The following is a 26,424-nucleotide window of genomic DNA, read 5'->3' on the forward strand; positions in this document are numbered from 1 at the left end:
CCACCCCGGCTCTTCCCCCCCCCCCCCCCCCCCCCCCCCCCCCCCCCCCCCCCCCTCTCCCCCCCCCCGGGGCGCCCCCCCCCCCCCCCCCCCCGCGGCCGGCGGCCGTCACGCGCCGGCCATCGGTGAGTGTTCGGCGGACCGGCCTCCGACGGTCGTCGTCGGGTGGCCGGCGTGTCCGGTCAGTGGCGGTGCATCCGGTTGGCGATGGCGTGGCCGATGAACAGGTAGACCACGGCCGCCAGACCGTAACCCGCCACGACCCGCGCCCAGGCCTCGTCGAAGGTGAACAGGTCGCGCGACCAGCCGGCCAGCCAGGCTGCCGCGTTGTGGACGAACTGCACCAGGTCGTTGGCCCGGTTGGCGTCCAGCAGATACATCAGGATCCACAGTCCGAGGATCACGGCCATGATGTCCGCGACCACCGCGATGACCGTTCCTGCGGAGTTGGAGCCGCTGCGATAAGGGGACATGCCTTTCGGATGGCCCCGAATCCGTGTTTGAAACCGGGAGGGTTCCTCGTCCCTCTCCCGTGGTTTCCCACCCGTTCCCACGCGTCGCGTTCACCCCGTGTTCGATCCGAGGCCGTTCGGGGACAACCACCGTCGCCGACGGTCCAGCCCCAGGGGCTCGGGCGCCAGCTCTTCCTGCTGCACGCTGGACATGCGGGTGTTCCTGAAACCGCCGGCCGGCGGAGGACACCCGCGAGGCGACCCTGGAGGCGCTGGCGATCTTCTGGTGAGGACCGTCCCGTGTCGGCCTCCTGCCGTCGGCCGCTCAGGAGTTGAGCTCGGCGAGCACCCGCAGCGTGTGCGGGTCGGGGGACAGGGCGAGCAGGTCGGTGACCGGTCCACTGCGCCACAACTCCAGGCGTTCCGCGATGCGTTCGCGCGGGCCGACCAGGGAGATCTCGTCGGCGAACGCGTCCGGCACCGCGAGGACGGCCTCCTCCCGGCGGCCCTCCAGGAACAGCCGCTGCACCCGGCGCGCCTCCTCCTCGTACCCCATCCGTGCCATCAGGTCGGCGTGGAAGTTGCGTGCCGCGTGCCCCATGCCGCCGATGTAGAAGCCGAGCATGGCCTTGACGGGCAGCAGGCCCTCGGCGACGTCGTCGCAGACGGTGACCCGGGCCATCGGGGCGACGAGGAAGCCGTCCGGCAGGCTGCCCAGGGACGCCGTGTACACCTCGGGCCGGCTCGGCGACCAGTACAACGGCAGCCAGCCGTCGGCGATCCGGGCCGTCTGGGCGACGTTCTTCGGCCCCTCCGCGCCGAGCAGGATCGGCAGGTCCGGGCGCAGGGGGTGGGTGATCGGCTTCAGCGCCCTGCCGAGCCCCGTGCCGTCCTCGCCGCGGTAAGGGTGCGAGTGGAAGCGGCCGTCCAGTTCGACGGGCCCTTCCCGCCGCAGGACCTGCCGTACGACATCGACGTACTCCCGGGTCGCGGTCAGCGGCGACTTCGGGAACGGGCGGCCGTACCAGCCCTCCACGACCTGCGGACCCGACAGGCCGAGACCCAGCCGCATCCGGCCGCCGGACAGGTGGTCCAGGGTCAGCGCGTGCATCGCGGTCGTGGTCGGCGACCGGGCCGCCATCTGCGCGACCGCCGTACCCAGCCCGATCCGCGAGGTCCGCGCGGCGATCCAGGTCAGCGGCGTGAAGGCGTCGGAGCCCCAGGACTCCGCGGTCCACACGGAGTCGTAGCCGAGCCGCTCCGCCTCCAGCGCCAGCGGCACGTGGTCCGCGGAGGGGCCGCGCCCCCAGTAGCCGAGTGCGAGCCCGAGCCGCATGACGCCTCCACTGGTCTGACGGTAGGTCAGGTACGGGGTGGGGGCTGCGACTGTACGACAACGGCCCCTCGCCCGGAAGGGAGAGGGGCCGCTGCCCCGGCCGTGCGGAACGGGCGCGGGACTCAGCCGCGCTGGATGCCCGAGGTGTCCTGGAGCACGCCACGCCGGCCGTCCTGCGTCTGCGCGACGAGCGCCTGACCGCGCTGCTCGACCGCCAGGTACCAGGTACCGGGAGCGAGTTCGGCGATCGGCGTCGACGAGCCGTCCTCCGCGAACAGCGCGCGCGGCACCGGCACGGCGAACCAGAACGGCGAGAACTCCGGGGCCGGCGGCTGCGCCTGCTGCGGCTGACCGCCGTAGGGCTGCCCGGCCGGCTGCTGCCCGCCGAACGCCTGCGGCTGCCCGGGCTGTCCCTGCTGACCCGGCTGCGGGGCACCCGGGTAACCGTAACCACCTTGCGGCTGACCGCCGTAGGGCTGCGGAGCCGCGGGACGCGGGGCGGGGACGAGGGGGGCCTGGAGGGCGGGGACGAGGGGGGTGGCGATGGCGCCTCCGGCCGCGGCGAGAGCGGCGATCAGGCCGAGGATCAGGCCGATGCCCGCTCCGTCCGCGTCGATCGTCCACCACAGCAGCGTCCAGGCGGTTGCGGCCGTCAGGGCGACACCCACGGTCCCCAGGTCCAGGCCCGCGACCTTGCGCGGCTGGGCGAGGAGGTGGGCGGCCACGAAGAGGGCCGCACCGATCACACCGGCCATGTAGGTGCCGAGTCCCAGTCCGAGCTGCAGGCCCCAGGCGTTCGGAACGGCGTCGCAGAAGTTGCTCGGACCGTCACAGCTGGCAACGTCGAGGAGCGACGCGATGAACAGCAATACCGCTGCTCCGATCACCACGCCGTCGCCTCGAGTGAGGGAGCGGATATTCACTTCAGGTCCTTCGTCAGTCGTCTCGTCGTCGGCATAGCTGGAGGCGTCGCTGTCACCATGTCGCCGTGAGGCCCCAATGTGAAGCGCGGGGAGTGGCCCCTTACCGCACGGACGACCCTATCGTCCGCACGATCACGCCGTAAGCCGGGATCAGTGCGTGAACCACTACCCGCGCAGGAAACTCACGATTCCCTCAGAGATCCCCTGCGCCGCCTTCTGCCGCCAGGCACCACTGGTCAGCAGTGCCGCGTCCTTGCTATCGCGCATGTTGCCGCACTCGATGAACACCTTGGGAACCGTTGACAGATTGAGACCGCCAAGGTCCTTCCGCGTGACGAGACCGGTGCCGTCGCCGACGTAGTTGGAGGGCGCGCTGCCCGTGACGCGGACGAAGCTGCCGGCGACGCGCTCGCCGAGGTCGCGGGAGGGCGCGACGATCGAGCGGGTGTCGGCGCCGCCCGCGTCCAGCGAGCCGGGGAGGATCACGTGGAAACCGCGGTTGCCCGGCGCCGAGCCGTCCGCGTGCACCGACACGACGGCGTCCGCGTGCGCCCTGTTGCCGATGCGGGCCCGCTCGTCGACGCACGGTCCGTACGCCCGGTCGCCGTCCTGCGTGAGCTTCACCGTGGCCCCCTGCCGTTCCAGCAGGGTCCGCATCCGGTGCGCCACGTCCAGCGTGAACCGGGCTTCGCTGTAACCGGAGTTGGTGGAGGTCCCGGTGGTGTCGCACTCCTTCCGGTTCGTGCCGATGTCCACCTTGCGGTTGATCTCGGCCGGGTGCCGGAAGTTGTCGGGGTTGTGGCCCGGATCGATGACGACGACCATCCCCTTGAGGGGACTTGGGGCGCCGGGAGCGGAGGACCGAGGCACGGTGGCCGCCGGCTTCGGGGAGGCGGCGGAGTTCGCGGACCCGCTCGGCCGTCCGTCGCCGCCCCGGGCGTCATCGCCGGGGGTTCCGGACGCGCCGGCCGACGTGCGGGGAGCCCCGACGGAGCTGCCGGGGTCCTTGCCCGAGCCGTCCCGCGCGTCGTACACCACCCACCCGGTCAACGCCCCCGGCACCAGGACCGCGAGGGCGAGGGCCAGCGGGCGGAGCCGGGAACGGCGGGGCTGGGGAGGATCGAAGTCCGGGCCTACGTACGACACGCCAGCGACTCTAACCGCGCCCTCAGATCCCCGCCCCCGTTCGCCGCAGCACGCGCAGCGAGTCGGTCGCCGAGACCTCGGTGAACGCGCCGGAGTCGAGGGCGCGGAGGTAGACGCGGTAGGGGGCCTGTCCGGTGAACTCGTCCACCGGGTCCGGGAAGACGTCGTGGATGACGAGGAGGCCGCCGTCGGCCACATGGGGTGCCCAGCCCTCGTAGTCGGCGGTGGCGTGCTCGTCGGTGTGGCCGCCGTCGACGAAGACGAGACCGAGCGGGGTGCCCCACACCCTCGCCACCTGCGGCGAGCGCCCGACCAGCGCGACCACGTGCTCCTCCAGACCCGCCGTGTGCAGCGTCCGGCGGAAGGCGGGCAGCGTGTCCATCAGCCCGAGGGCGGAGTCGACCGTCTCCGGGTCGTGGTACTCCCAGCCCGGCTGCTGCTCCTCGCTCCCGCGGTGGTGGTCGACGGTGAGGGCGGTGACGCCGGCCGCGCGGGCCGCGTCGGCGAGCAGGACGGTGGAGCGCCCGCAGTACGTGCCGACCTCCAGCAGCGGCAGCCCGAGCCCGCCGGCCTCGACGGCCGCCGCGTACAGCGCGAGGCCCTCACCGACGGGCATGAACCCCTTCGCCGCCTCGAACGCGGCCATGATCTCCGGTGCGGGTGCCGCGGGCATGCGGGTCCTCTCGGTCGTACGCGCGCGGGTGCGGGCGTGGGGGTGCGTGTCCGGCGCCCATGCTGCCGCACCCCCGGCCGCCGGGGCGACAGGGGGTGCGGGTCGTGCGGGTGCCGAGGGCACCGGGCGGCTACGCCCGGACCTCCCGGCGGGCGCGGACGCCTCAGGCGGAGACGGTCTGGCTCGGCAGGGACAGGTCGAGGTCGACCAAGCTGTCGTCGCCCGCGTGGGTCGCCGCCGAGGCGAGCGGGGCGTGGCCGGTGGCCTTGGCGGCCAGGACGTACGGGCCCTGGGCGGGCACGGCGAGCGCGTAGCTGCCGTCCTCCGCGGAGAGCGTCGCGCCCGCCTGGCGGCCGCGGCGGTCGATCAGGGTGACGTTGGCGCGGGCGACCGGGGAGCCGCCGGCGTCCAGGACCCGGCCGCGGAACCCTCCACCGGTCTCGGCTTCGCTCGACCGGGGGGACCCCCACCGCACCTCCGCCGCGCGCTCCAGGGCGGCGTCCTCCTCGCTGCTGGCGCGCGGCTGCGGCCCGGTCGCCGGACGGGTGCGCGGCAGCAGCAGCGCCATCAGCAGACCGACGGCGACCGCGCCCGTCGCGATCAGGAAGGAGACCCGGAAGCCGTGCATGGTCGGGATCGCGACGCCGTTCACGTGGTGCGCGGTGTTGGCCAGCACCATGCCGATGACGGCGCTGGAGACCGACGTACCGATGGAACGCATCAGGGTGTTCAGGCCGTTGGCCGCGCCGGTCTCCGAGGCCGGGACCGCGCCGACGATCAGTGCGGGCAGGGAGGAGTACGCGAGGCCGATGCCCGCGCCGAGGACCACCGCGATGACGAGGCTCTGCCAGGCGGCGCTCATCAGGCCGAGGCCGGCGCCGTAGCCGACGGCGATGATCAGCATGCCGAGGATCAGGGTGACCTTGGGGCCGTACTTCGCCGACAGCCGCGCGTACACGGGCGCCGTGAACATCATCGTCAGGCCGAGCGGTGCCACGAGCAGGCCCGCGGAGACCATCGACTGGCCGAGGCCGTAACCGGTGGACGTGGGCAGCTGGAGCAGCTGCGGCAGGACGAGCGAGACGACGTAGAACGAGACGCCGACCATGATCGAGGCGAGGTTGGTGAAGAGCACCGCGGGCCGGGCCGTGGTGCGCAGGTCCACCAGCGGGGCCTTGATCCGCAGCTCCATCACGCCCCACAGGACGAGGACGACCGCGGCGGCGGCGAACAGGCCGAGGGTGGTGCCGGAGGTCCAGCCCCAGTCGCTGCCCTTGGTGATCGGCAGCAGGAAGAGCACGAGACCGGCGGACAGGCCGACCGCCCCGAGGGCGTCGAAGGTGCCCTCGGCCCGCATCGGGGACTCCGGTACGACCAGGAGGGTCAAGGCGATGGAGAGGACGCCGAGGCCGGCGGCGCCGTAGAACAGGGCGTGCCAGTCCGCGTGCTGCGCGATCAGGGCGGCGAGCGGCAGGGCGAGGCCGCCGCCGACGCCGATGGAGGAGCTCATCAGGGCCATCGCCGAGCCGAGCTTCTCGCGCGGCAGCATGTCCCGCATCAGGCCGATGCCGAGCGGGATGGCGCCCATCGCGAAGCCCTGGAGCGTACGGCCGGCGATCATCGGGAGCAGGGTGCTGGTGAAGGCGCTGACCAGCGCGCCGACCACCATCACCGAGAGGCTGGCTATCAGCATGCGGCGCTTGCCGTAGAGGTCGCCGAGGCGCCCCATGATCGGCGTGGCCACGGCGCCGGACAGCAGGGTCGAGGTCAGGACCCAGGTGGCGTTGCTCGGCGCGGTGTCCAGCAGCTGCGGCAGGTCCTTGATCACCGGGACGAGCAGGGTCTGCATCACCGCGACGACGATGCCCGCGAAGGCGAGCACCGGGACGACGGTCCCGCTCGCTCTGCCGGTGGGCCGTTCGGTCGGCGTGTGCGTCATGGGCGGGGGCCTCCAGGCCGGGGACGATCAGAGGGGCATGGGCATCCCTAGGGGATACGTGCAAGCTGAACCTGTGCGCCCGGGCAACTATTCCGATGCTTTGGCGTACTAACGATTTCTTTGTCTTCTCTTGGGGAAAGGGCTCTCACCCGCGCGTTCGCGCACCGCCGGTAGCCGACCGCCGGGACCGACCGCGGTCCGGGGTCCTACAGCCATCCCTGCCGGCGGGCCTCCCGCATCGCCTCCATGCGGTTGCGGGTGGCCGTCTTGCCGATCGCGGAGGACAGGTAGTTGCGGACCGTGGACTCCGACAGGTGGACCCGGGCCGCGATGTCGGCGACCGTCGCGCCGTCCGCCGACGCCTTCAGCACGTCGCACTCACGGGCGGTGAGGGGATTGGGACCCGCGCTGAGCGCGGCCGCCGCGAGCGCCGGGTCGATCACCATCTCTCCGGCCAGCACCCGGCGGACACACGCGGCCAGCTCCTCCACGGGCCCGTCCTTGACCAGGAAACCGGCGGCGCCCGCCTCCATCGCCCGGCGCAGATAACCGGGCCGCCCGAAGGTGGTGAGGATCAGCACCCGGCAGTCCGGGACCTCCTCGCGCAGGTCGGCCGCCGCGTCCAGACCGCTCCTGCCCGGCAGTTCGATGTCGAGGAGAGCGACGTCCGGGCGGTGCAGCAGCGCCGCGTCCACGATCGCGTCCCCCGTCGCCACCTGCGCCACGACCTCGATGTCCGGCTCCATGCCGAGCAGCAGCGCCAGCGCGCCCCGCATCATCCCCTGGTCCTCCGCGAGCAGCACCCTGATGGACTTGGCGGGCCGGTGGTCCCGGGGCATCTCGTCGTTCACGGCGCAAGGGTAGGCCGCGGGACGGCCCGGCGCCGGGCAGGACGGGCAACCCGCGCCCTCCCGCTCACACCGGCTGCCCGGAACCGACCACGGCGGTCGGCTCCACCGGGTCGGCCGGGTCCACCGGGGCGACCGGTGCCGCGTGGTCCGTCAAGTCCGGCAGGTCCGTCGGGTCCGTAGGGAGTTCCGCAGTGACCACGAAGCCGTCGCGTGGGCCCGGGCCGGCCGTGAGGCTGCCGCCCGCTGCCGCGAGTCGTTCCCTGAGCCCCTTCAGACCGGTGCCGCCGGAGGCGGTTCCGGGCTCGCGCGCCGGGACGGGCCCGGCGCCCGCGCCGTCGTCGGTCACCGTCAGCCGTACGTGTTCCGCCTCCCCGTACACCGTGATCTCGCAGTGGGCCGCGCCGCTGTGCCGTACGACGTTGGTGACGGCCTCCCGCACCACCCAGCCGAGCAGCGCCGCGGTCTGCGGGGCGAGCGGCGGTCCCGACTGGCGTACCACCGGCTCGACGCCCGCGGCGGACAGGGCCGAGCGGGCCTGGTCGAGCTCGGTGGTGAGGCTGCCCTCGCGGTAGCCGGTCACGGCCTCGCGGATCTCCGTGAGGGCCTGGCGGCCGACCGACTCGATGTCGGTGATCTGGACCAGCGCCGCGTCCAGGTCGCGGGCGGCGAGCCGGCGGGCAGCCTCCGACTTGACCACGATCACCGAGAGGGTGTGGCCCAGCAGGTCGTGCAGGTCCCGGGAGAAGCGCAGGCGTTCCTTCTCGACCGCGCGCCGGGCCAGTTCCTCGCGGGCCGCCCGCAGCTCCCGTACCGCCTCGGCGAGGGACAGGATCGCCGCGGTGACCATCGTGGACAGGAACGTGCCGTAGGCGACGTTGACCGCGTCCCAGCCGGCCCGGAACACGGAGACCGCGGCGGCGAGGGCGGTCAGGGCGAGCCCGGTCCGGCCGAGCCACGGCCCCCGCATGACCGCGCCGGTGGCGAGGCCCAGCAGGGGGAAGAAGTACAGCCAGCTGCCGCCGTACCCGAGGGCGAGCCCGCAGGTGACCAGGCCCATCAGCACGAGCGCGACCCGGGTCGAGGTGGCCTGGCGCGTCTGCTTCACGAAGGCGCGGAACGTCACGTAGACGTAGAGCGAGTTGAAGGTCAGCAGCCCCAGGGCGCCGATCCACGGATTGGGCGTCTCACCCTGGTAGAGGTTGGAGAACGAGCCCATCCCCATCAGCAGCCAGGGCAGCAGCGCGAAGCCGGTAGGGGGCGGCCCCGGGTCCTCGGGCACCCTGCCGTTCACCCGCGCGGCCTTCTGCCCGGCCTTGAACCGCTTCATGTCCGCCTTCCACCGCGCCTGCGCCGCTCGCCACTCGCGCACCTGGCAGGCGGTGTTCCGCATCAGGTTCATGTCCCGGCTCCCCGTTTCCCGCTCGCGGTCTCGTTCCGCGCTCCCCGCTGTCATGAAGACGACGGTACGGACCGGGGGCGCGGCGCGGCAGAGGCGGTTGTACGGACTCCGGCAGGACAAATGTCACCGCCGGCGCCGGCCGTGGCCGCCCGCCGCGGGCTGAGCTGACACTCCGTCAGGAGTCTTCACAACTGCCGGACGCTGGGCTATACAGAGGGCGCCGGACTGGAACGCGTTCTAGATCGGCCCGTGACGACCTCGGTGCGACCGACGGTGCGGACGGCCGCGCCGAGGTCTCTGAGCCCACAGGAGCCCCATGCCCATCGACGCAGCCAAGGCCGTCGCCGCCGAGCCCCGGTCCGGCGAGATCTCCTGGACCACCAAGGACGTCCAGCTCTACCACCTCGGGATCGGCGCGGGCGTCCCCGCCACCGACCCCGACGAGCTGCGCTACACCCTGGAGTCCCGGCTGCACGTCCTGCCGAGCTTCGCCACCGTCGCGGGCGCCGGTTCCCCCGGCGTGATCGGCGGGCTGTCCATGCCCGGTGTCGAGGTCGACCTGGCGCACGTCCTGCACGCCGGCCAGAGCCTCGCCGTCCACCGCCCGATCCCGGTGCGGGGCACGGGCACCGCGACCTCGCGTATCGCCGCCGTCCACGACAAGGGCAAGGCGGCCGTCCTGGTCATGCGCACCGAGGTCGCCGACGGCGACGGCCCGCTGTGGACCAACGACGCGCAGATCTTCGTACGGGGGGAAGGCGGCTGGGGCGGCGACCGGGGGCCGTCGGCCCGCCTGGAGGCGCCCGTCGGCGAGCCCGACCGGGTCGTGGAGCGGCGGGTCCGCGAGGACCAGGCCCTCCTCTACCGTCTCTCCGGCGACTGGAACCCGCTGCACGCCGACCCGGAGTTCGCCAAGGTTGCCGGGTTCGACCGGCCCATCCTGCACGGGCTGTGCACGTACGGGATGACCCTCAAGACGGTCGTCGACACGCTGCTCGGCGGCGACGTGAACCGGGTGCGCGGGTACGTCACGCGGTTCGCCGGGGTGGTCTACCCGGGTGAGACCCTGCGCATCCGCATGTGGGGCGGGGACGGCGTGGTCCGGGTGGCGGTGAGCGCCGTGGAACGGGACGACGCGCCCGTCCTCGCCGACACCCTCGTCGAACACACCTGAGCCCGTCCTGGGGCGCCGTGACGCCCCGCACCACGGTGACGCCCCGCACCACGGTGACGCCTCGCACCACCGTCACGCCCCGCACCACCCGGACCGCGCCGACCACCGCCCGCACCACCCAGACCGTCCGGACGACGCCGACCGCCCGCGTCGGGCACACCGCTGAGGGGAGCCGCACCATGCGCGCAGCCGTACTGAACGAGATCGGTCAGGACAAGCTGGAAGTGTTCGACGACGTCGAGGCGGTGGGCTTCGGCCCGGGCAAGGTGAGAATCCGGGTCCGGGCCTCCGGGCTGTGCCACTCGGACCTCTCCGCGATGAGCGGGGTGCTGCCGCAGCCGGCCCCCTTCGTGCCGGGGCACGAGGGCGCGGGCGAGATCACCGAGGTCGGTGAGGGCGTCCGGAACCTGAAGCCCGGGGACCGGGTCGTGGTCTGCTGGCTGCCCGCCTGCGGGGCGTGTCCCGCGTGCCGGCGGGGCCAGACCGAACTGTGCCTGGCCGGCTTCATGAACGCCGGCACCCCCAACTTCAGGCGCCCCGGCGGCGACCTCTTCGGCTTCGCCGGCACCGGCACCTTCGCCGAGGAGGTCGTGGTCGACGCGGGCTGCGCGGTGCCCATACCGGACGACGTGCCCTTCGACATCGCGGCCCTCATCGGCTGCGGGGTGACCACCGGGCTCGGCGCCGCCCTCAACACCGCGAACCTGGAGGCCGGTTCCTCGGTCGCCGTCATCGGCTGCGGCGGCGTCGGCATCTCCGCGATCCAGGGGGCGCGGCTCAGGGGCGCCGCCGAGATCGTCGCCGTCGACCCCGTCGCCTCACGCCGCGGGTCCGCGCTGGAGTTCGGCGCCACGCACGCCGTGTCCCCGGACGAACTGGCCGACGCCAAGCAGCAGATCACCGCCGGCGAGGGCTTCGACTACGTCTTCGAGGTGGTGGGCCGCTCCGCCACCGCCCGCACGGCGTACGAGAACACCCGGCGCGGCGGCACCCTGGTCGTCGTCGGCGCCGGCGCCCTGGACGACTTCCTCCAGCTCAGCATGTTCGAGCTGTTCTTCGACGAGAAGCGCATCCTGCCGTCCATGTACGGCGGCGGCGACGTCCTGCGCTCCTACGAGCGGACGATCGCGCTGTGGCGGGCCGGCCGCATCGACCTCGCGGGCCTCATCACGCACCGGGTGCCGCTGGCCGGGATCAACGAGGCCCTCGACCAGATGCGGACGGGCGCGGCCCTGCGCACCTGCATCGAGATCTGACCACCGAGACCTGGGGACGCGTATGTCACTGCCACTCGAAGGGCTGTCCGCGATCGTCACCGGCGCGGGCCGGGGCCTCGGCCGGGCCGAGGCGCTGGAGCTGGCCCGGCTCGGCGCGGCCGTCGTCGTCAACGACTACGGGCAGCCCGGCCGGGACGGCTCGGGCGAGTCCTCCGCCGCGCCAGCCGAACAGGTCGCCGAGGAGATCCGCGCCGCGGGCGGGAAGGCCCTCGCCCACACCGGAGACGTGGCCGACCACCAACAGGCCGCGGAACTGGTCGCGTTGGCGGTCACGGAGTTCGGCAGACTCGACATCCTGGTCAACAACGCGGGCATCCTGCGCGACCGGATGGTCTTCTCGATGACCGAGGACGAGTGGGACTCGGTGATCCGGGTCCACCTCAAGGGCCACTTCAACACGACCCGTTTCGCCGCCGCCCACTGGCGCGAGCGGTCCAAGGCGGCCGGGGGGCCGGTGTACGGGCGGATCGTGAACACCTCCTCGGAGGCGTTCCTCGCCGGTTCCGCCGGCCAGCCCAACTACGCGGCGGCCAAGGGCGGAGTCGTCGGGCTGACCACGTCCACCGCCCTCGCGCTGGCCAGGTACGGCGTGACGGCGAACGCGATCTGCCCGCGTGCCCGCACCCGGATGACCGAGGACGTCTTCGAGGGCATCGGGCGGACCGCCCAGGGCGACGGCGGCGAGGCCGGGCTCGACCCGCTCGCCCCCGAGCACGTCGCCCCGCTCGTCGGCTACCTCGCGGCACCGGCCGCCGGCCGCGTCAACGGTCAACTGCTCGTCGTACACGGCGGAATGGTCGCGATCGTCGAACGGCCGCGGGTGCAGGCCAAGTTCGACAGCAAGCAGGACACCTTCACCTACGACGAACTCGACGCCCTGCTCACCCCGCACTACGCGGAGCGGCCGGCGGGGGAGACGTTCGGGGCGGTGGAGGTGCTGGGACTGCGACGCGGTTAGCGGCGGTGGCGGGCGCGGGATCGCGGGAGTCGAGGGTTACGGGAAAGGGAGTCGAGGGGGTACGGGAAAGGCCCGCGTGTCTGCCGACGCGCGGGCCTCTTCCTGTGGACCTGATTCCTGTGTACCGTCAGGCAGCCGCCTCGGCGTCCTCGTTCGGCTTGCGGTGCCGGCCGTGGCCGGCCGCCTCGCCGTCGTGGACCGAGACCGGTCCCCGGTGCCGGCCGTGGCCGGCGTCCTCCCGGCTCTCGGTGGACAGCGGCTCCATGGTGCTTACGTCGCTCATCGGAAGATTTCACCCCGTCAACATGATCCTTCTTGCTGCGGGCCGATTTTATCCAGCTCCCCACCGGCCGAATCCAGCAGGCCGCACCAACCGGCACTACTTCGTTACGAGACGTCCCAGCGGTGCCTGCTGCAGGGGCACGGGACGCGGCGCGACCGGCACCGCGGGCCCCGGCTCCGACGGCTCGCCCGGCACCGGAGAAGACGCCCCCGCGCCCGCCCGTACGACCGTACCGCCGCCGACCGGACCCCCCGCGCCCGCGCCACCCGCTCCCCCCGCGGCCCCCGTTCCGCCGGTGTCGCCCGGCTCCCCGAAGGGTCCCGCCAGCCGTGCCACCGAGCAGGGCGTCTCGGCCGTGGCGCAGGGCAGTTGGAGCACCGCGTCCGTGGTCCACAGGCCCGCGCCCGCCAACCAGCCCGCTGGTGCGGCGAGTTGGTGCATCCGGCGCTGGTCGGGCCGCCACACACCCAGCCAGCTGCCGGCCGGGCCGTCGACGCGCAGCGCCACCGCGCAGCCCTCCGGCGTCAGCACCTGCCCCGGCTGGATCGCGAACGGCGTCACCGCGCAGCCGGCCACCTGGAGGCACTCCGGGAAACGCACCGGGAGCGAGCTGCCCAGGACACCCCAGCCCAGCCGGTCATGACCCGGCGACGGCGCGTCCGAGCGGATCAGCAGCAGCCCGCTGTCCGCGTCGGCGAGGAGCAGCCGGTCGTCGCTGTCCGCGGTGATCTGGAGCAGCGGGGACATCTCGCCGCCCCGCCCCAGGTCCACCACGACCGTCTTGGTGCGGCCGCCGGCCTCCCGGTCCAGGGCCAGCATCCGTCCCGTCCGGTCCAGCCACACCCCGCCCGAGCAGCGGCCCGGGATCTCCGCCACGTGCTCGGGGCCGAAGGCGCCGCCCGCCACCAGCCACACGGCGCTGGACCGGGGGCCCACGGCGAGGGCGTACGCCTTCTCCCCGCAGGGCGCCGGCGGCAGCAGCCGCAGCCGGCTGCCGGGGTCCGGGCACTCGACCGCGCCCAGGAGCAGTTCGCCGGTGTCCGGCCCGGTCGGGTAGAGCAGCGAGAAGGCGTGCCGACCGCCGGCCAGGCGGCGGATCAGGACGCGTCCGTCGCGCATCGGCTGCACCTCGGTGCCGGGCTCCTCCGGCTGGTTGCCGGGCAGCGGCACGGCGTACGGCTCGGGTCCGTCCAGCGTCCAGCGCTCCGGGAACCAGGAGTCGCCGGCCAGCGCGAGGCGGGCCGCGTACGCGCCGTCCGCCGTGATGGCACACCCTGTCCGGGCCGCCAGGTCCGCGCCGTCCGCCGGATCGGTGCGCCCCGCCCGCGCGGCCTCTTCCCCGTGGTCCGCCGCAGATTCCATCGCACAGGCCGTCATCGTCCGGTCACCTCCGGCGACGAAGCTAGTTTTCGTACGCACAGGCGGGGGACCGGCAGGCGGTCACTTCACACATAAGGGTGGCCCAGGAACGATTCGCCTGAGGAAACGGAGGCCGCTGTGCTGGCCGGGGCGGACCCGCGCGGGACCGTGCAGCGGCGGTGCGGCGGCGGAGAACGGCCAGGTAGCCTTTCACCCGTGCCCCGTCTGTCTGAAGTCATCACCGCGCTGGAGACCCTGTGGCCCGCCGAGCGGGCCGAGTCCTGGGACGCGGTCGGCACCGTCGTGGGCGACCCCGGCCAGGAGGTCTCCCGGGTCCTGTTCGCCGTCGACCCGGTCCAGGAGATCGTCGACGAGGCGGTGAAGCTGGGCGCCGACCTGCTCGTCACCCACCACCCCCTGTACCTGCGCGGCACGACGACGGTCGCCGCCTCCACCTTCAAGGGCCGTGTCGTCCACACCCTGATCAAGCACGACATCGCGCTCCACGTCGCCCACACCAACGCCGACCGGGCCGACCCGGGCGTCTCCGACGCGCTCGCCGGTGCCCTGGACCTGCGCGTCGTGGGGCCGCTGGTGCCGGACGCCACCGACCCCGAGGGCCGCCGGGGCCTCGGCCGGATCTGCGAGCTGGACCACCCGCTGACCGTCCGGGAGTTCGCCGCCCGCGCCGCCGAACGGCTGCCCGCCACCGCGCAGGGCATCCGCGTCGCCGGGGACCCGGAGGCACCGGTCCGCACGGTCGCCGTGAGCGGCGGATCCGGCGACAGCCTCTTCGACCACGTACGGGCGGCCGGCGTCGACGCGTTCCTCACCGCGGACCTGCGCCACCACCCGGTGTCCGAGTTCACGGCGGATCGCGCCCACACCCCTCTCGCGCTGCTCGACGCGGCGCACTGGGCCACCGAGTGGCCCTGGTGCGAGCTGGCCGCCGCCCAGCTCGACGAGATCTCCGACCGGAACGGATGGGGACTTCGCGTCCACGTCTCCAAGACGGTCACCGACCCCTGGACGGCCCACGCGGCCTCCGCCCCGATTCCTAGCGCAATGGGAGCCCCCAACTGAACGCCGAGCCCGCCGACCAGATCCGCCTCCTCGACGTCCAGGCACTCGACGTCCGTCTCCAGCAGCTCGCGCACAAGCGCAGGTCGCTGCCCGAGCACGCCGAGATCGAGTCGCTCACCAAGGACCTGACCCAGCTGCGCGACCTCCTGGTGGCCGCCCAGACCGAGGAGAGCGACACCGCCCGCGAGCAGACCAAGGCCGAGCAGGACGTGGACCAGGTGCGCCAGCGCGCCGCCCGCGACCAGCAGCGCCTGGACTCCGGCGCGGTCTCCTCCCCGAAGGACCTGGAGAACCTCCAGCGCGAGATCGTCTCCCTCGCCAAGCGGCAGGGCGACCTGGAGGACGTCGTCCTGGAGGTCATGGAGCGCCGGGAGTCCGCGCAGGAGCGGGCCGCCGAGCTGACCGAGCGGGTCGGCTCGGTCCAGGGCCGGATCGACGACGCGACCGCCCGCCGGGACGCGGCCTTCGAGTCGCTGGACGGCGAGGCGGCCTCGGTGACGAAGGAGCGCGAGGTCGTCGCGGCCGTCATCCCGGCCGACCTGCTGAAGCTGTACGAGAAGCTGCGCGCGCAGCAGAACGGCGTCGGCGCGGCCAAGCTGTCCCAGCGCACCTGCCAGGGCTGCCGCCAGGAACTGGCGATCACCGACTTCAACGAGATCCGCTCGGCCCCGCGCGACAAGGTCGTCCGCTGCGAGAACTGCGGCCGCATCCTGGTGCGCACCTCCGAGTCCGGTCTGTAGGGGACGCGGGCGGTGCGGGAGTTCATCGTCGAGGCCGACGGCGGGTCACGGGGCAACCCGGGGCCCGCGGGCTACGGGTCCGTGGTGCTCGACGCGGCGACCGGGGAGACCCTCGCCGAGGCGGCCGAGTACATCGGCGTCGCCACGAACAACGTGGCCGAGTACCGGGGTCTGCTGGCCGGCCTGCGCGCCGCCCACGCCCTGGACCCGTCCGCCGCGGTCCACGTCCGGATGGACTCCAAGCTCGTCGTCGAGCAGATGTCGGGCCGCTGGAAGATCAAACACCCCGCCATGAAGCCCCTGGCCGCGGAGGCGAGCCGGGTCTTCCCCTCGTCCCGGGTGACCTACGAGTGGATCCCGCGCGCCCTGAACAAGCACGCCGACCGTCTCGCCAACGAGGCGATGGACGCGGGCAAGCGCGGCGAACAGTGGTCGGCGTCGGCGTCGACGGCGGAACTCGACACGGCGGCGGCGAGGCCGGCCTCTCCGGGACGAACGGCGGCCCCCGAGCCCGCGGGCCCACCCGGAGACGCGGCCGCAGGCGCGGCACGGGCCCGGGCGGCACTCGCGGGCGGCCGCCTGACGGAAACGCCGGGGGCCCCGGGGACCGGGGCGGCCGGCGAGGAGACCAGCACGCTTGCAGGAACCGGAACCGGGGATGGGGCGGGCACCGACACCGACACTGGCACCGACACCGGCGCCGCTGCCCAAGCCGACGTACGGGCCGCTCGTGCCGTAGCCGCGCCCAGCTCCACCCCCGTGCCCGGACGGGCCCCCGCCCCCGCCGCCGGCTGGGCCCCCGCCGATCTGGGCGCGCCCACGACGTTCGTGCTGCTCCGGCACGGTGAGACACCGCTGACCCCCCAGAAGCGGTTCTCCGGCAGCGGCGGCACCAATCCCGCGCTCTCCGCCGTCGGCCGGGAGCAGGCCGAGCGGGCCGCGACGGCGCTGGCCCGGCGCGGCACGATCCAGGCCGTCGTGTCCTCGCCCCTGACCCGGACCCGGGAGACGGCGGCCGTGGTCGCCGCCCGGCTCGGCCTGGAGGTGGCCGTCGAGGACGGCCTGCGCGAGACCGACTTCGGGGCGTGGGAAGGGCTCACCTTCGGCGAGGTGCGCGACCGCCACCCGGACGACCTGAACGCCTGGCTGGCCGACCCGGAGGCCGAACCGACCGGCGGGGGCGAGAGCTTCGCGGCCACCGCCACCCGGATCGCCGCCACCCGCGACAGACTGCTGGCGGCGTACGCGGGCCGCACGGTCCTGCTGGTCACGCATGTGACACCGATCAAGACGTTCGTACGGCTCGCCCTCGGCGCCCCGCCCGAGTCCCTGTTCCGCATGGAACTCTCGGCGGCCGCCCTGTCGGCGGTGGCCTACTACGCGGACGGCAACGCGAGCGTCCGCCTCCTCAACGACACGTCACACCTGCGCTGAGGACGGCGCCTCTCAGGCGCCAGGTTGCCGGTCAGGGTCCGCCCCCAGAGCCGCCGCCGCGCGGGCCAGGCGCTCGACGCGCGCCCAGTCCCCGGCCGCGATCGCGTCGTCGGGGAGTATCCAAGTACCGCCCACACAGCCGACGTTGGGCAGCGCCAGGTAGTCGGATGCGTTGCCCGGGCCGATGCCACCGGTGGGGCAGAAGCGGGCCTGCGGGAGAGGCCCGGACAGCGACCTGAGATACGCCGTTCCGCCCGCCGCCTCGGCCGGGAAGAACTTCATCTCCCGCACCCCGCGCTCAAGGAGTGCCACCACCTCGGAGGCGGTGGACACCCCCGGCAGGAACGGCACCCCCGACGCCCGCATCGCCGTCAGCAGTACGTCCGTCCAGCCCGGGCTCACCAGGAACCGTGCCCCGGCGGCCACCACCTCGGTGACCTGCGCGGGCGTGAGCAGGGTCCCCGCGCCGACCACCGCGTCCGGCACCGCGCCGGCGATCGCCCGGATCGCGTCGAGCGCGGCGGGCGTCCGCAGCGTCACCTCGATCGCGCGCAGCCCGCCGGCGACCAGGGCCCGGGCGAGCGGGACGGCGGTGGAGGCGTCCTCGACCACGACCACGGGCACGACGGGCGCGAGATCCAGCACCGAGGCGTCGCGGGCACGCGGAGCGGAGGGCAGCGGTGAGGCCATGGCCTCATCGTGCCCGGGTTGTGCAACAGGCGCAACGAACGTTGCGCATGCTGCAACAGTGGTCAGCGGTCGGTCAATGGATCTCCGTGACCAGCACGTCCAGCGACCAGGGCTTCCCCGCTTGCCCGGGCGCCTGCGCCTCCACGACGTACCCGAGACCGCGCAGCGCCTCCACCAGCTCGGCCGGGTTCTCGGGCGCGGCCGGTGCCGACAGCAGGCTGCGCACGATCCGTCCCTTCGTCGCCTTGTTGAAGTGGCTGACGACCTTCCGGGTCGGCGCGTGCAGCACGCGGACGGTCGCCGTCCGCCCCGCGACCTCCCCCTTCGGCTTCCACGCCGCCGCGTACGCGGACGACCGCAGGTCCAGCACCAGCCCCCGCCCCGCCACGTCCGGCAGTGCCTCGGCCATAGGCGCCCGCCAGTGCCCGCCCAGCGCCCCGAGACCGGGCAGCCGTACGCCCATCGAGCAGCGGTAGGAGGGGATCCGGTCGGTCACCCGGACCGCGCCCCACAACCCCGAGAACACGAGCAGCGACCGGGCCGCCCGCCGCTTCGCCGCGGTGTCCAGCGAGGCCAGGCCGAGGGCGTCGTAGAGCACCCCCGTGTAGATCTCCCCGGCCGGCCGGGTGCCCGCCGTGCGCAGTGCGGTGTTCTTCGCGACCTCACCGCGCAGTCCCTCGCTCAGCCCGAGCACCTCGCACGCCTTGTCCTCGTCGCCCGCGCACAGCTCGACGAGTTCCTCGACCACGGCCTCGCGCGCCCGGTGGAGCCCGGGCAGCGACAGCGACTCCAGCTTCAGCGGGGCGCCGCGGCCGGAGGACGCCTTGCCCTCGGAGGGCGGCAGCAGGACAAGCACGGGGATCTCCTTCGGTTCGGGCTCCGGGACAGCGTACGGCGCACCCGGTCCGGACCCGGAACCACGAGGTGCGCCTTCGTTCCCGCACGCGCTCCCGGGGGTGGTCGTGTGCCACGATCGAGGGAACGAATCCGATCTCTCGGACAGGTGATCTCCCGATGTCCCACTCTGGCGAGCGACCGAAGGAGGGGCGTGACATGACTGCCATGGCCCATGAGCCGCTCACCCAGGCGGAAGTCCTGCTGGAGGGCTTCCTCGCCCTGGAGACCCCGGAGGGTTTCCGGGCCGAGCTGATCGACGGAGAGATCGTTGTGACACCGCCGCCGGACGGGGACCACGAGGACTACATCGAGCTGATCATGAACCAGGTGTATCGGCAGTCCCGGACAGACATGCAGTTCTCGGGGAACAAGGGGCTGAAACTGAGGAGCGGCGCTGGCTGTCCGAGAAACCACGTGATCCCGGACGGCACGCTCGCTCCGAGGAAACTGCGCCTCTACCGCGGCGCCGACCCCTGGATGCCCTGCGACGGCGTCGCGCTGGTGCTGGAGGTGACCTCCACCAAACCCCAGGCCGACCGTGAGGCCAAACGCCGCTGCTACGCCCGCGGCGGGATCCCGCTCCACCTTCTCGTGGACCGGGAGACCTCCCAGATCACGCTGCTCAGCGATCCGGAGGAAGGCGACTACCGCCAGCTCAGCACCCTCCCCTTCGGCAAGGCACTCCCCCTCCCCGAGCCGTTCGCGTTCGACCTCGACACCTCGGACTTTTGCTGAAGTCGCCCGCGTTAGGTCCCCAGAGACACACACAAGGGGGAGTCACGTGGGCGAACAGGCACTGTGGACGAGGGCGCGGCTCGGCCGCTGCGGACCCCCGCTCGATCTCCTGACCGCGCGCTTCGACCGGCACGTCTACGCCCCGCACGCCCACGAGGAGTTCACGATCGGGGTCTGCGTCGGCGGCTCCGAGATCATCGACTACCGGGGCGGCCACGTCCGGACCGGGCCCGGCTCCATCGTCGTACTGGCGCCCGGCGAGATGCACACCGGCGGCCCCGGCACCACCACCGACGGCTACGCCTACCGCGCCGTGTACGCGGCCCCGGGCCTGCTCGCCGAAGGCGTCCTCGACGGCGTCCCGCACTTCCGCGAGCCGCTCCTCGACGACCCCGAACTGGCCGCCGCCCTGCGCCGCACGCACACCGAACTCAGCGCCTGCCCCGACCCGTTGGAGACCGAGTCCCGTCTCCCGTGGCTGCTGACCGCCCTCGCCCGCCGCCACTCCACGGCCCGCGCGACCCCCGACGCGGTCCCGGGCGCCGACCGCCTCGCCCACACCGTCCGCGACCGCCTCGCCGACGAACTCCTCGCCCCGCCCTCCCTCGCCGACCTGGCCGCCGACCTGGGCCTGTCCCGCTACCAACTCCTGCGCGCCTTCCGTACGACGATGGGCATCCCGCCGTACGCCTGGCTCGCCCAGTACCGCGTCAACCGTGCGCGTGGCCTCCTGGAGGCCGGCCTGCGCCCCGCCGAGGTCGCCGCCCTCGTCGGCTTCGCCGACCAGGCACACCTCACCCGCTGGTTCCGCCGCGTCCTCGGCGTGACCCCGGCGGCGTACCGCAACAGCGTTCAAGACGCCGGGTGAGACGGCGGCCGACACTGCTGCCATGACTGCACGCGGCTGGTTCCTGTTCTCCCTGATGGGAGTGGTCTGGGGCATCCCCTACCTGCTGATCAAAGTGGCGGTGGACGCCCCGCTGTCCCCGTCCATGGTGGTGTTCACACGCTGTGCGCTGGGAGCCGCGCTCCTGCTCCCCTTCGCGATACGGCAGGGCGGCCTGATGCGCACCCTCCGCACCCACTGGCGCCCCATGCTGGCCTTCGCGTGCATCGAGATCATGGGCCCCTGGTTCACGCTCACGGACGCCGAACGCCACCTGTCCAGCTCGACGGCCGGCCTGCTGATCGCGGGCGTACCGATCGTCGGCGTGTCCCTCGCTCGCTTCTTCGGCGACACGGAACGCCTGGGGATACGGCGGCTCACGGGCCTCGCGCTCGGCCTGGCGGGCGTCGGCGTCCTCACGGTCCCGCACCTGACGGGCGGCGACGCGCGCTCCATGGCGGAGGTGCTGCTGACGGTGGTGGGCTACGCGACGGCCCCCCTCATCGCGGCCCGCCACCTGAAGAACGTCCCGACGCTCCAGCTCACCGCCCCCTGCCTCCTCCTGGCGGCCCTGGTCTACGCCCCCGGAGCCACCATGACCTGGCCCTCCGCCCTGCCCTCCGCCCAGGTCCTGGCCGCCCTCGCCGCGCTGGGCGTCATCTGCACCGCGGTGGCCTTCGTCGCCTTCCTGGAGCTGATCAAGGAGGCGGGCCCGACCCGGGCGACCGTGATCACGTACGTCAACCCCGCGATCGCCGTGGCGGCGGGCGCGCTGTTCCTGGACGAACCGTTCACGAAGGGCATCGCGGTGGCCTTCACCCTGATCCTGGCGGGCTCGATCCTGGCGACGGCGGGCCGGGCGGCCCGAACGGACCCCGCCGCGGGGATGCCGGCCCCGCCGCAGGGTTCGGCCCCCCGGCCGGAACGAGGCGAGGTCCCCGCCGGGTAACATGGCCGACACGGCAGACGAGCCGGGCGGACGGCCGCGTGAGGTCCCCTTCGGGGTGCTTCCCGAGGAACGTCCGGACTCCACAGGGCAAGGTGGTGGCTAACGGCCACCCGGGGTGACCCGCGGGACAGTGCCACAGAAAACAGACCGCCGGGGACCTCGGTCCCCGGTAAGGGTGAAACGGTGGTGTAAGAGACCACCAGTGCCCAGGGTGACCTGGGCAGCTAGGTAAACCCCACCTGGAGCAAGGTCAAAAGGAAACACCTTTCGGGATATGAAAGGCGCTTCTGCGCGGACGTTCGAGGGCTGCCCGCCCGAGTCCGCGGGTAGACCGCACGAGGCCGGCGGCAACGCCGGCCCTAGATGGATGGCCGTCTCCCGGCCGGCCGCGAGGCCGCCCGGCGACAAAATCCGGCGTACAGCCCGACTCGTCTGCCGCTCAGGGCTTCCGATCAGCAGAAACGGAGATCAGAGGCCTTCTCCATGTATGGGTGGGTCTCGCTGGACCCTGGTCCGCACCGGTTCAGACGGGATCGTGCGTCGACGTACGCAGCCACGCAGGTAGCCATGTCTTGCTGCGTCGGCGAGTCGGGAACCGTGGAGGGCGCCCGCGTGATCCAGGCCCTCTACGGCGGAGAGATCGGCGTGTGACTCTTTCTGGCCACACAGGTGTTTCTCGAGGTTCTGGGCGTCCTCGGATGGGAGGTCGCCCTGTTTGATCGTTGGGTAGTCTGCACCGCGTGGCGGGACATACCGCTGGGGAGAGTTACGGCCGGCATGGACAATGCGCGGGCCGCGCGCCAGACGCCGAGGGGGAGCGAGGACGCCGTGGAACCGCTGAGGAGTGACGACCCCACCCACATCGGGGGCTTCACGCTGCGCGGCCATATCGGTTCCGGCGGTATGGGCCGGGTGTACCTCGGCGAGTCACCCGCCGGACAGCAGGTCGCCGTCAAGGTCATCAAGGCGTCCGTTCTGGACACCGAGACCCGCAGCAGGTTCGTCCTCGAAGTGGAGAACCTCAGGAAGGTCTTCGGTCCCCGGGTCGCCGCCTTCGCAGGTGCCGACCCGCTCTCCGACCAGCCCTGGCTCGCCGTCGACTACGTCCCCGGCCCCGACCTCCTGCGCCACGTCCGCGACCACGGCACGCTCCCGCTCGTCGAGACCGCGAGCCTCGGCGCGCTGCTCGCCGAGGGACTCACCTCCGTCCACCAGGCCCAGCTCCTGCACCGGGACCTCAAGCCGCAGAACATCCTGCTCGGCCCCGACGGCCCCAAGGTGATCGACTTCGGCCTCGCGGTGCTGGCGGAACGCCGTACGACACTGACCGCGACGGGTGTCGTGGTCGGCAGCGTTCTGTGCATGCCGCCCGAGCAGGCGGAGGGCACTCACCGACTGACTCCGGCGGCGGACGTGTACGCACTCGGCGTGGTGCTGCTCTTCGCCGCCACCGGCCACTACCCGTACGACGGTGACAACTGGCTCGCGGTCGCGGCCCGGATCGGCGACCCGCACCAGGCCCCGGACCTGACAGGGCTGCCCACGGAACTGACGCCCGTCGTCTCCTCGATGCTCGCCTTCGACCCGGCCGACCGCCCCTCCCTCCCGGACGTCACCGGCGCACTGGTGGCGGTCCTCAACGGCTCCGGCGTCTCCGCCCGGCAGGCCCGGCAACGGCTGATCGCGCGGACGGCACCGCATGCCGACGGCCGACTGGTGCCGCCTCCGGGACCGATCGCCGAGGATGTGCCCACGATCGTCGATCCGGTGGCGCCGCCCGCGGAGCAACAGCCGGACACCGACTACGCAGACGTTCCGGTGAAGGCAGATGCCCCCGTCCCGCCGGCCCCGCGCCCTGTCGTCTCGCGGCCCCGGACCCCCCGCGGCCGCACTCCGGACGCCGCCACGGCCCACGATGTCGCCGAGGCCTTGCGCTCCGCCTACGCCAAGGAGGCTGCCTTCGTTCCGGCCCGCGGCGCAGGCCGCTGACCGACCGGGCGCCCGAGGCCGGTCCGACCAGGCCGGACGGAGCCGCTGCGGTTCGGCGGCGCCCGTGAAGGGGAGCGGGGCGGTGTGCCGGTATGCGGCTGCGTCACGCGGGCATGACCGGCCACGGCGCCGCCGACGATCGACGGCACATCACGGCCCCGCGGCACAGCCGCATGTCGGTAGTCGGTAGCCGGCCGGAGGCTCGGTTCCCGCAGCGACCTGCACGGACAGCATCCGCCGTGGAAGACTTGCGCGGTATTCGACCACTTCCCGTACGACAGTGCGCAGGACGCGGAGGCAGCAGCGTGACCCACCAGCCGGACGTCTCGGAGTCCAGGTTCCCGCCGGGGGCCCAGATCCTCGTACGGGACGAGGAGTGGCTGGTGAAGAACGTCACCCCGAGCCGCGACGGCGCCAAGATCGAGGCGGTCGGCGTCTCGGAGTTCGTCCGCGACGAGACGGCCGTCTTCTTCACCGAGATCGAGCGTCTGGCCGGCGAAGAGGTCAGGCTCCTCGACCCGGAGGACACCGAGCTGGTCGAGGACCCCACCGACCACTTCCGCCGCAGCCGTCTCTTCCTCGAAGCCCTGCTGCGCAAGACCCCGCTCCCGCAGACCGAGCGCGGCCTGGCGCTCGCCGACCGGTTCCTCGTCGACCCGCTCAGCTACCAGCAGCGCCCCGCCGAACTGGCTCTCTCCCTCGCCAACCTGCGTCCCCGCCTGCTCATCGCCGACGTCGTCGGCCTCGGCAAGACCCTGGAGATCGGTCTCACCCTGGCCGAGCTGATCCGCCGCGGCCGGGGGGAGCGCATCCTCGTCGTCACCCCGCAGCACGTCCTGGAGCAGTTCCAGCACGAGCTGTGGACCCGTTTCTCCATCCCGCTGATCCGCCTCGACTCGGTCGGCATCCAGCGCATCCAGCGGGAGATCCCGGCCGGCCGCAACCCCTTCACCCACTACAAGCGGGTCATCGTCTCCGTCGACACCCTCAAGAACATCGGCCAGTACCGCCACCACCTGGAGAAGATCCACTGGGACGCGGTGGTCATCGACGAGTCCCACAACCTCATCAACCGCGGCAGCCAGCGCAACGCCCTCGCCCGCGTCCTCGCCCCCAACACCGACGCCCTGCTGCTGGCCAGCGCCACCCCGCACAACGGCGACGGGAAGTCCTTCGCCGAGCTGATCAGCCTCCTCGACCCGGCGGCGATCGCCGACCCGAACGACTACGACGCGGAGAACGACCTCGGTCACCTCTTCATCCGCCGTACGAAGGTCCACCCCGAGGTGCGCGACCAGATCGGCAAGGAGTGGGCCGACCGCGATCCCACCGTCTCCGTGCCCTGCACCGCGACCGACGCCGAGGAGCGGATCTTCGCGGAGCTCACCGAGCACTGGATCCCGGCGCCGGACACCTCCACCGAGTTCGGCACCGCGACGTCCGGCCGTACGGCGCTCACCGAGGACCGCCTCTTCCCGTACACGCTCCTGAAGGCCTTCCTCTCCTCCCACCGCGCGCTCGCCAAGACGGTCACCACCCGCAGGAACACCCTGACCGACAAGGCGGCGAAGACGGCCCCCGGCACCCCGGCGGCCACCCGTATCGCCACCGAACTCCAGGCTCTGGAGCGCCTGTTCGCGCTGACGTCGGCGATCGGGGAGTCCGGCGCGCAGGGCGACTCCGCCAAGCTCGACGCGCTCGTGGAGCAGCTCACCGACATCGGTGTCCGGCCCGGCTCGGCCACCCGGGTCGTCGTCTTCTCCGAACGCGTCGAGACGCTGAAGTGGCTCGCCAAGGTCGTCCCCGCCCGCCTCGGCTTCACCGAGCAGCAGGCGCGGCAGGCGGTGAAGGTCATGCACGGCGGTCTGTCGGACAAGGAGCAGATGGCCGTAGTGGAGGCCTTCGGCCTCGCCCACGACCCCGTCCGCATGCTGTTCACCGGCGACGTGGCCTCCGAGGGCGTCAACCTGCACCGCCAGTGCCACGACCTCGTGCACTACGACATCCCCTGGTCGCTGATCCGCATCGAGCAGCGCAACGGCCGCATCGACCGCTACGGCCAGAAGCACAGCCCCCGTTTCCGGGCGCTGATCCTGCGCTCCGCGACCGAGGGAGCCAAGGACGACCGTACGGTCGCCGAGAAGCTCCTCGAACGGGAGGAGGAGGCCTACCGCCTCGACGGCACCGCGGAGGCGGTCACGGGCCTCTACCGGGCCGAGGAGGAGGAACGCCGCCTGATCAAGGACCTCCTCGCCGGCCGTACGGTGGAGGAGTCCCTCGCCGCCTCACCCACCCCCGGCGACCCGCTGACCGCGCTCTTCTCCCAGCCGTCCGTCCTGCCCGAGCACCGTCCCGTGCCCAAGGCGCAGGTCCCGTCGCTGTTCGGTGGCGACACGGAGGCGTTCGTACGGGCGGCCCTCGACGAGGTCTACGACGAGCACCCGCACGACGCCCTCGACCTCTCCGAGCACCGTCACACCGGCCCGCGCGGCGAGCCGGCCCCCTACCTCAGCCTCGCCACCGCGAAGGCCCCCGACCTCCTGCACCGCCTCGACATCCTGCCCCCCGACTACCTGCGGGAGCAGAAGCTGAAGGAACGCCTCCTGGTCACCTTCGACCGCGGCCTCGGACAGCACAGCCTGGACGAGGCCCGCGGCAAGTCCGGCTCCAGCTGGCCCGCCATCGGCTACCTCACCGATATCCACCCCTTGGTGGAGTGGCTGGTGGACAAGGTCCTCGTGCAGCTCGGCCGCCAGCAGGCCCCGGTCCTCCTCACCCCCAAAGCGCCCGGCCCGACCTTCCTCGTCCAGGGCATCTACTCCAACAGGCTCGGCCGCCCCACGGTTGTGGAGTGGATGGCCGTCCGTGGCCTGCCCGGCGCCCTCGAGGTGGTGTCGATGCCGGACGCCCTGGCGGAGGCGGGCGTGGGCCCCGACATGGCCAACCCGGCCCCTCCCCGCCATCTCCCCGCTCTCCAGGCCCTGGTCCCGGCCGCGGTGGCGGCGGCCCGGGAGCACCTGGAGGAGCGCAAGGACGCCTGGACCGAGCAGATCAGCGCCCAGCTCGACGACTACCGAGCCCGCCTCGGCCGCTGGCAGCAGCAGTCCCTCCTGCCCGGCCGGATCGTCGCGGACACCATCCGCCACCAGACGGAACTGGCCGACAAGCTCTCCGCCACCGGCCGCCCGCTGCTGCGCGTCCTGGCCGTCCTCGACCGCGACGCCTGACCGGCACCGGCCCCTCTCCCAAGC

General features: G+C 73.0%; 23 protein-coding genes and 1 other RNA gene. 12 read left to right on the plus strand and 12 right to left on the minus strand.

All coding sequences use genetic code 11. From position 1 onward, the window contains the following. Nucleotides 1-182: 182 nt before the first annotated feature. The 8 genes from AC07AZ_RS09375 to AC07AZ_RS09410 form a co-directional block, all read right to left on the minus strand. Nucleotides 183-473, minus strand: a complete 291-nt coding sequence (locus AC07AZ_RS09375) for a hypothetical protein (protein ID WP_478845486.1) — start codon at nt 471-473, stop codon at nt 183-185. A gap of 304 nt (nt 474-777) precedes the next feature. Then, a complete protein-coding gene (locus tag AC07AZ_RS09380) occupies nt 778-1,788 on the minus strand; it encodes an LLM class F420-dependent oxidoreductase (protein WP_478845488.1) in 1,011 nt (336 codons plus the stop codon). A 122-nt stretch (nt 1,789-1,910) separates the two neighbouring features. Then, nucleotides 1,911-2,711: a hypothetical protein gene (locus AC07AZ_RS09385; RefSeq protein ID WP_478845490.1), complete on the minus strand. Its 801-nt coding sequence runs from the start codon at nt 2,709-2,711 to the stop codon at nt 1,911-1,913. Between the two features lie 165 nt (nt 2,712-2,876). Beyond that, nucleotides 2,877-3,857, minus strand: a complete 981-nt coding sequence (locus AC07AZ_RS09390) for an N-acetylmuramoyl-L-alanine amidase (protein ID WP_478845492.1) — start codon at nt 3,855-3,857, stop codon at nt 2,877-2,879. A gap of 22 nt (nt 3,858-3,879) precedes the next feature. Then, nucleotides 3,880-4,530 carry a class I SAM-dependent methyltransferase gene (locus AC07AZ_RS09395; protein WP_478845494.1) on the minus strand — a complete coding sequence of 217 codons (651 nt, stop codon included), beginning with the start codon at nt 4,528-4,530 and terminating at the stop codon, nt 3,880-3,882. A 163-nt stretch (nt 4,531-4,693) separates the two neighbouring features. Next, the gene (locus AC07AZ_RS09400; RefSeq protein ID WP_478845496.1) at nt 4,694-6,469 is read right to left on the minus strand and encodes an MFS transporter; all 1,776 of its coding nucleotides are present in this window, start codon (nt 6,467-6,469) and stop codon (nt 4,694-4,696) included. Between the two features lie 206 nt (nt 6,470-6,675). Beyond that, nucleotides 6,676-7,308, minus strand: coding sequence for a response regulator (locus AC07AZ_RS09405; RefSeq protein ID WP_478845847.1), 633 nt, complete (start codon nt 7,306-7,308; stop codon nt 6,676-6,678). Between the two features lie 76 nt (nt 7,309-7,384). Continuing rightward, nucleotides 7,385-8,719 carry a sensor histidine kinase gene (locus AC07AZ_RS09410; RefSeq protein ID WP_478845498.1) on the minus strand — a complete coding sequence of 445 codons (1,335 nt, stop codon included), beginning with the start codon at nt 8,717-8,719 and terminating at the stop codon, nt 7,385-7,387. A gap of 316 nt (nt 8,720-9,035) precedes the next feature. Between AC07AZ_RS09410 and AC07AZ_RS09415 the strand changes: the two genes are divergently transcribed. The 3 genes from AC07AZ_RS09415 to AC07AZ_RS09425 all read left to right on the plus strand — a co-directional run bounded on the left by AC07AZ_RS09415 (nt 9,036) and on the right by AC07AZ_RS09425 (nt 12,128). Beyond that, the gene (locus tag AC07AZ_RS09415; protein ID WP_478845500.1) at nt 9,036-9,893 is read left to right on the plus strand and encodes a MaoC/PaaZ C-terminal domain-containing protein; all 858 of its coding nucleotides are present in this window, start codon (nt 9,036-9,038) and stop codon (nt 9,891-9,893) included. Nucleotides 9,894-10,072: 179 nt separating this feature from the next. Continuing rightward, nucleotides 10,073-11,149, plus strand: a complete 1,077-nt coding sequence (locus AC07AZ_RS09420) for a Zn-dependent alcohol dehydrogenase (protein WP_478845849.1) — start codon at nt 10,073-10,075, stop codon at nt 11,147-11,149. Between the two features lie 22 nt (nt 11,150-11,171). Next, nucleotides 11,172-12,128 carry a 3-oxoacyl-ACP reductase gene (locus tag AC07AZ_RS09425; protein ID WP_478845502.1) on the plus strand — a complete coding sequence of 319 codons (957 nt, stop codon included), beginning with the start codon at nt 11,172-11,174 and terminating at the stop codon, nt 12,126-12,128. 127 nt (nt 12,129-12,255) lie between these two features. Here the strand turns inward: AC07AZ_RS09425 and AC07AZ_RS09430 are convergent, their stop codons facing one another. Then, nucleotides 12,256-12,411 carry a hypothetical protein gene (locus AC07AZ_RS09430; protein WP_478845504.1) on the minus strand — a complete coding sequence of 52 codons (156 nt, stop codon included), beginning with the start codon at nt 12,409-12,411 and terminating at the stop codon, nt 12,256-12,258. A gap of 96 nt (nt 12,412-12,507) precedes the next feature. Further along, nucleotides 12,508-13,788 (minus strand): hypothetical protein, encoded by a 1,281-nt coding sequence (locus AC07AZ_RS09435; RefSeq protein ID WP_478845506.1) that lies wholly within the window; start codon nt 13,786-13,788, stop codon nt 12,508-12,510. A 198-nt stretch (nt 13,789-13,986) separates the two neighbouring features. Between AC07AZ_RS09435 and AC07AZ_RS09440 the strand changes: the two genes are divergently transcribed. Genes AC07AZ_RS09440 through AC07AZ_RS09450 form a run of 3 tightly spaced genes read left to right on the plus strand, consistent with a single transcriptional unit; the run spans nt 13,987 to nt 17,027 of the window. Beyond that, nucleotides 13,987-14,853: a Nif3-like dinuclear metal center hexameric protein gene (locus AC07AZ_RS09440; RefSeq protein WP_478845508.1), complete on the plus strand. Its 867-nt coding sequence runs from the start codon at nt 13,987-13,989 to the stop codon at nt 14,851-14,853. Continuing rightward, nucleotides 14,850-15,593 carry a zinc ribbon domain-containing protein gene (locus tag AC07AZ_RS09445; RefSeq protein ID WP_478845851.1) on the plus strand — a complete coding sequence of 248 codons (744 nt, stop codon included), beginning with the start codon at nt 14,850-14,852 and terminating at the stop codon, nt 15,591-15,593. Before AC07AZ_RS09440 ends, AC07AZ_RS09445 begins: the two co-directional genes overlap by 4 nt. Before the next feature lie 12 nt (nt 15,594-15,605). Further along, on the plus strand, nt 15,606-17,027 hold the full coding sequence (locus AC07AZ_RS09450) for a bifunctional RNase H/acid phosphatase (protein ID WP_478845510.1): 1,422 nt from the start codon (nt 15,606-15,608) through the stop codon (nt 17,025-17,027). A 12-nt stretch (nt 17,028-17,039) separates the two neighbouring features. Here the strand turns inward: AC07AZ_RS09450 and eda are convergent, their stop codons facing one another. Continuing rightward, entirely contained in the window at nt 17,040-17,717 is a 678-nt protein-coding gene (eda, locus tag AC07AZ_RS09455) for a bifunctional 4-hydroxy-2-oxoglutarate aldolase/2-dehydro-3-deoxy-phosphogluconate aldolase (protein ID WP_478845512.1), read from the minus strand. A gap of 73 nt (nt 17,718-17,790) precedes the next feature. Next, nucleotides 17,791-18,573: a peroxide stress protein YaaA gene (gene yaaA / locus AC07AZ_RS09460; protein WP_478845514.1), complete on the minus strand. Its 783-nt coding sequence runs from the start codon at nt 18,571-18,573 to the stop codon at nt 17,791-17,793. Between the two features lie 197 nt (nt 18,574-18,770). Between yaaA and AC07AZ_RS09465 the strand changes: the two genes are divergently transcribed. The 6 genes from AC07AZ_RS09465 (at nt 18,771) to AC07AZ_RS09490 (ending at nt 26,400) form a co-directional block, all read left to right on the plus strand. Further along, nucleotides 18,771-19,349 carry a Uma2 family endonuclease gene (locus AC07AZ_RS09465; RefSeq protein WP_478845516.1) on the plus strand — a complete coding sequence of 193 codons (579 nt, stop codon included), beginning with the start codon at nt 18,771-18,773 and terminating at the stop codon, nt 19,347-19,349. Between the two features lie 46 nt (nt 19,350-19,395). Next, the gene (locus AC07AZ_RS09470; RefSeq protein WP_478845518.1) at nt 19,396-20,217 is read left to right on the plus strand and encodes a helix-turn-helix domain-containing protein; all 822 of its coding nucleotides are present in this window, start codon (nt 19,396-19,398) and stop codon (nt 20,215-20,217) included. A gap of 22 nt (nt 20,218-20,239) precedes the next feature. Beyond that, the gene (locus AC07AZ_RS09475) at nt 20,240-21,184 is read left to right on the plus strand and encodes a DMT family transporter (RefSeq protein ID WP_478845520.1); all 945 of its coding nucleotides are present in this window, start codon (nt 20,240-20,242) and stop codon (nt 21,182-21,184) included. Between the two features lie 18 nt (nt 21,185-21,202). Beyond that, an RNA gene (gene rnpB / locus AC07AZ_RS09480) (RNase P RNA component class A) lies at nt 21,203-21,619 on the plus strand. Nucleotides 21,620-21,961: 342 nt separating this feature from the next. Then, nucleotides 21,962-23,173: a serine/threonine-protein kinase gene (locus tag AC07AZ_RS09485; protein WP_478845522.1), complete on the plus strand. Its 1,212-nt coding sequence runs from the start codon at nt 21,962-21,964 to the stop codon at nt 23,171-23,173. Nucleotides 23,174-23,478: 305 nt separating this feature from the next. Then, nucleotides 23,479-26,400 (plus strand): SNF2-related protein, encoded by a 2,922-nt coding sequence (locus tag AC07AZ_RS09490; RefSeq protein ID WP_478845524.1) that lies wholly within the window; start codon nt 23,479-23,481, stop codon nt 26,398-26,400. Nucleotides 26,401-26,424: the final 24 nt, after the last annotated feature.

Source organism: Streptomyces sp. NPDC043878 (assembly GCF_056435735.1).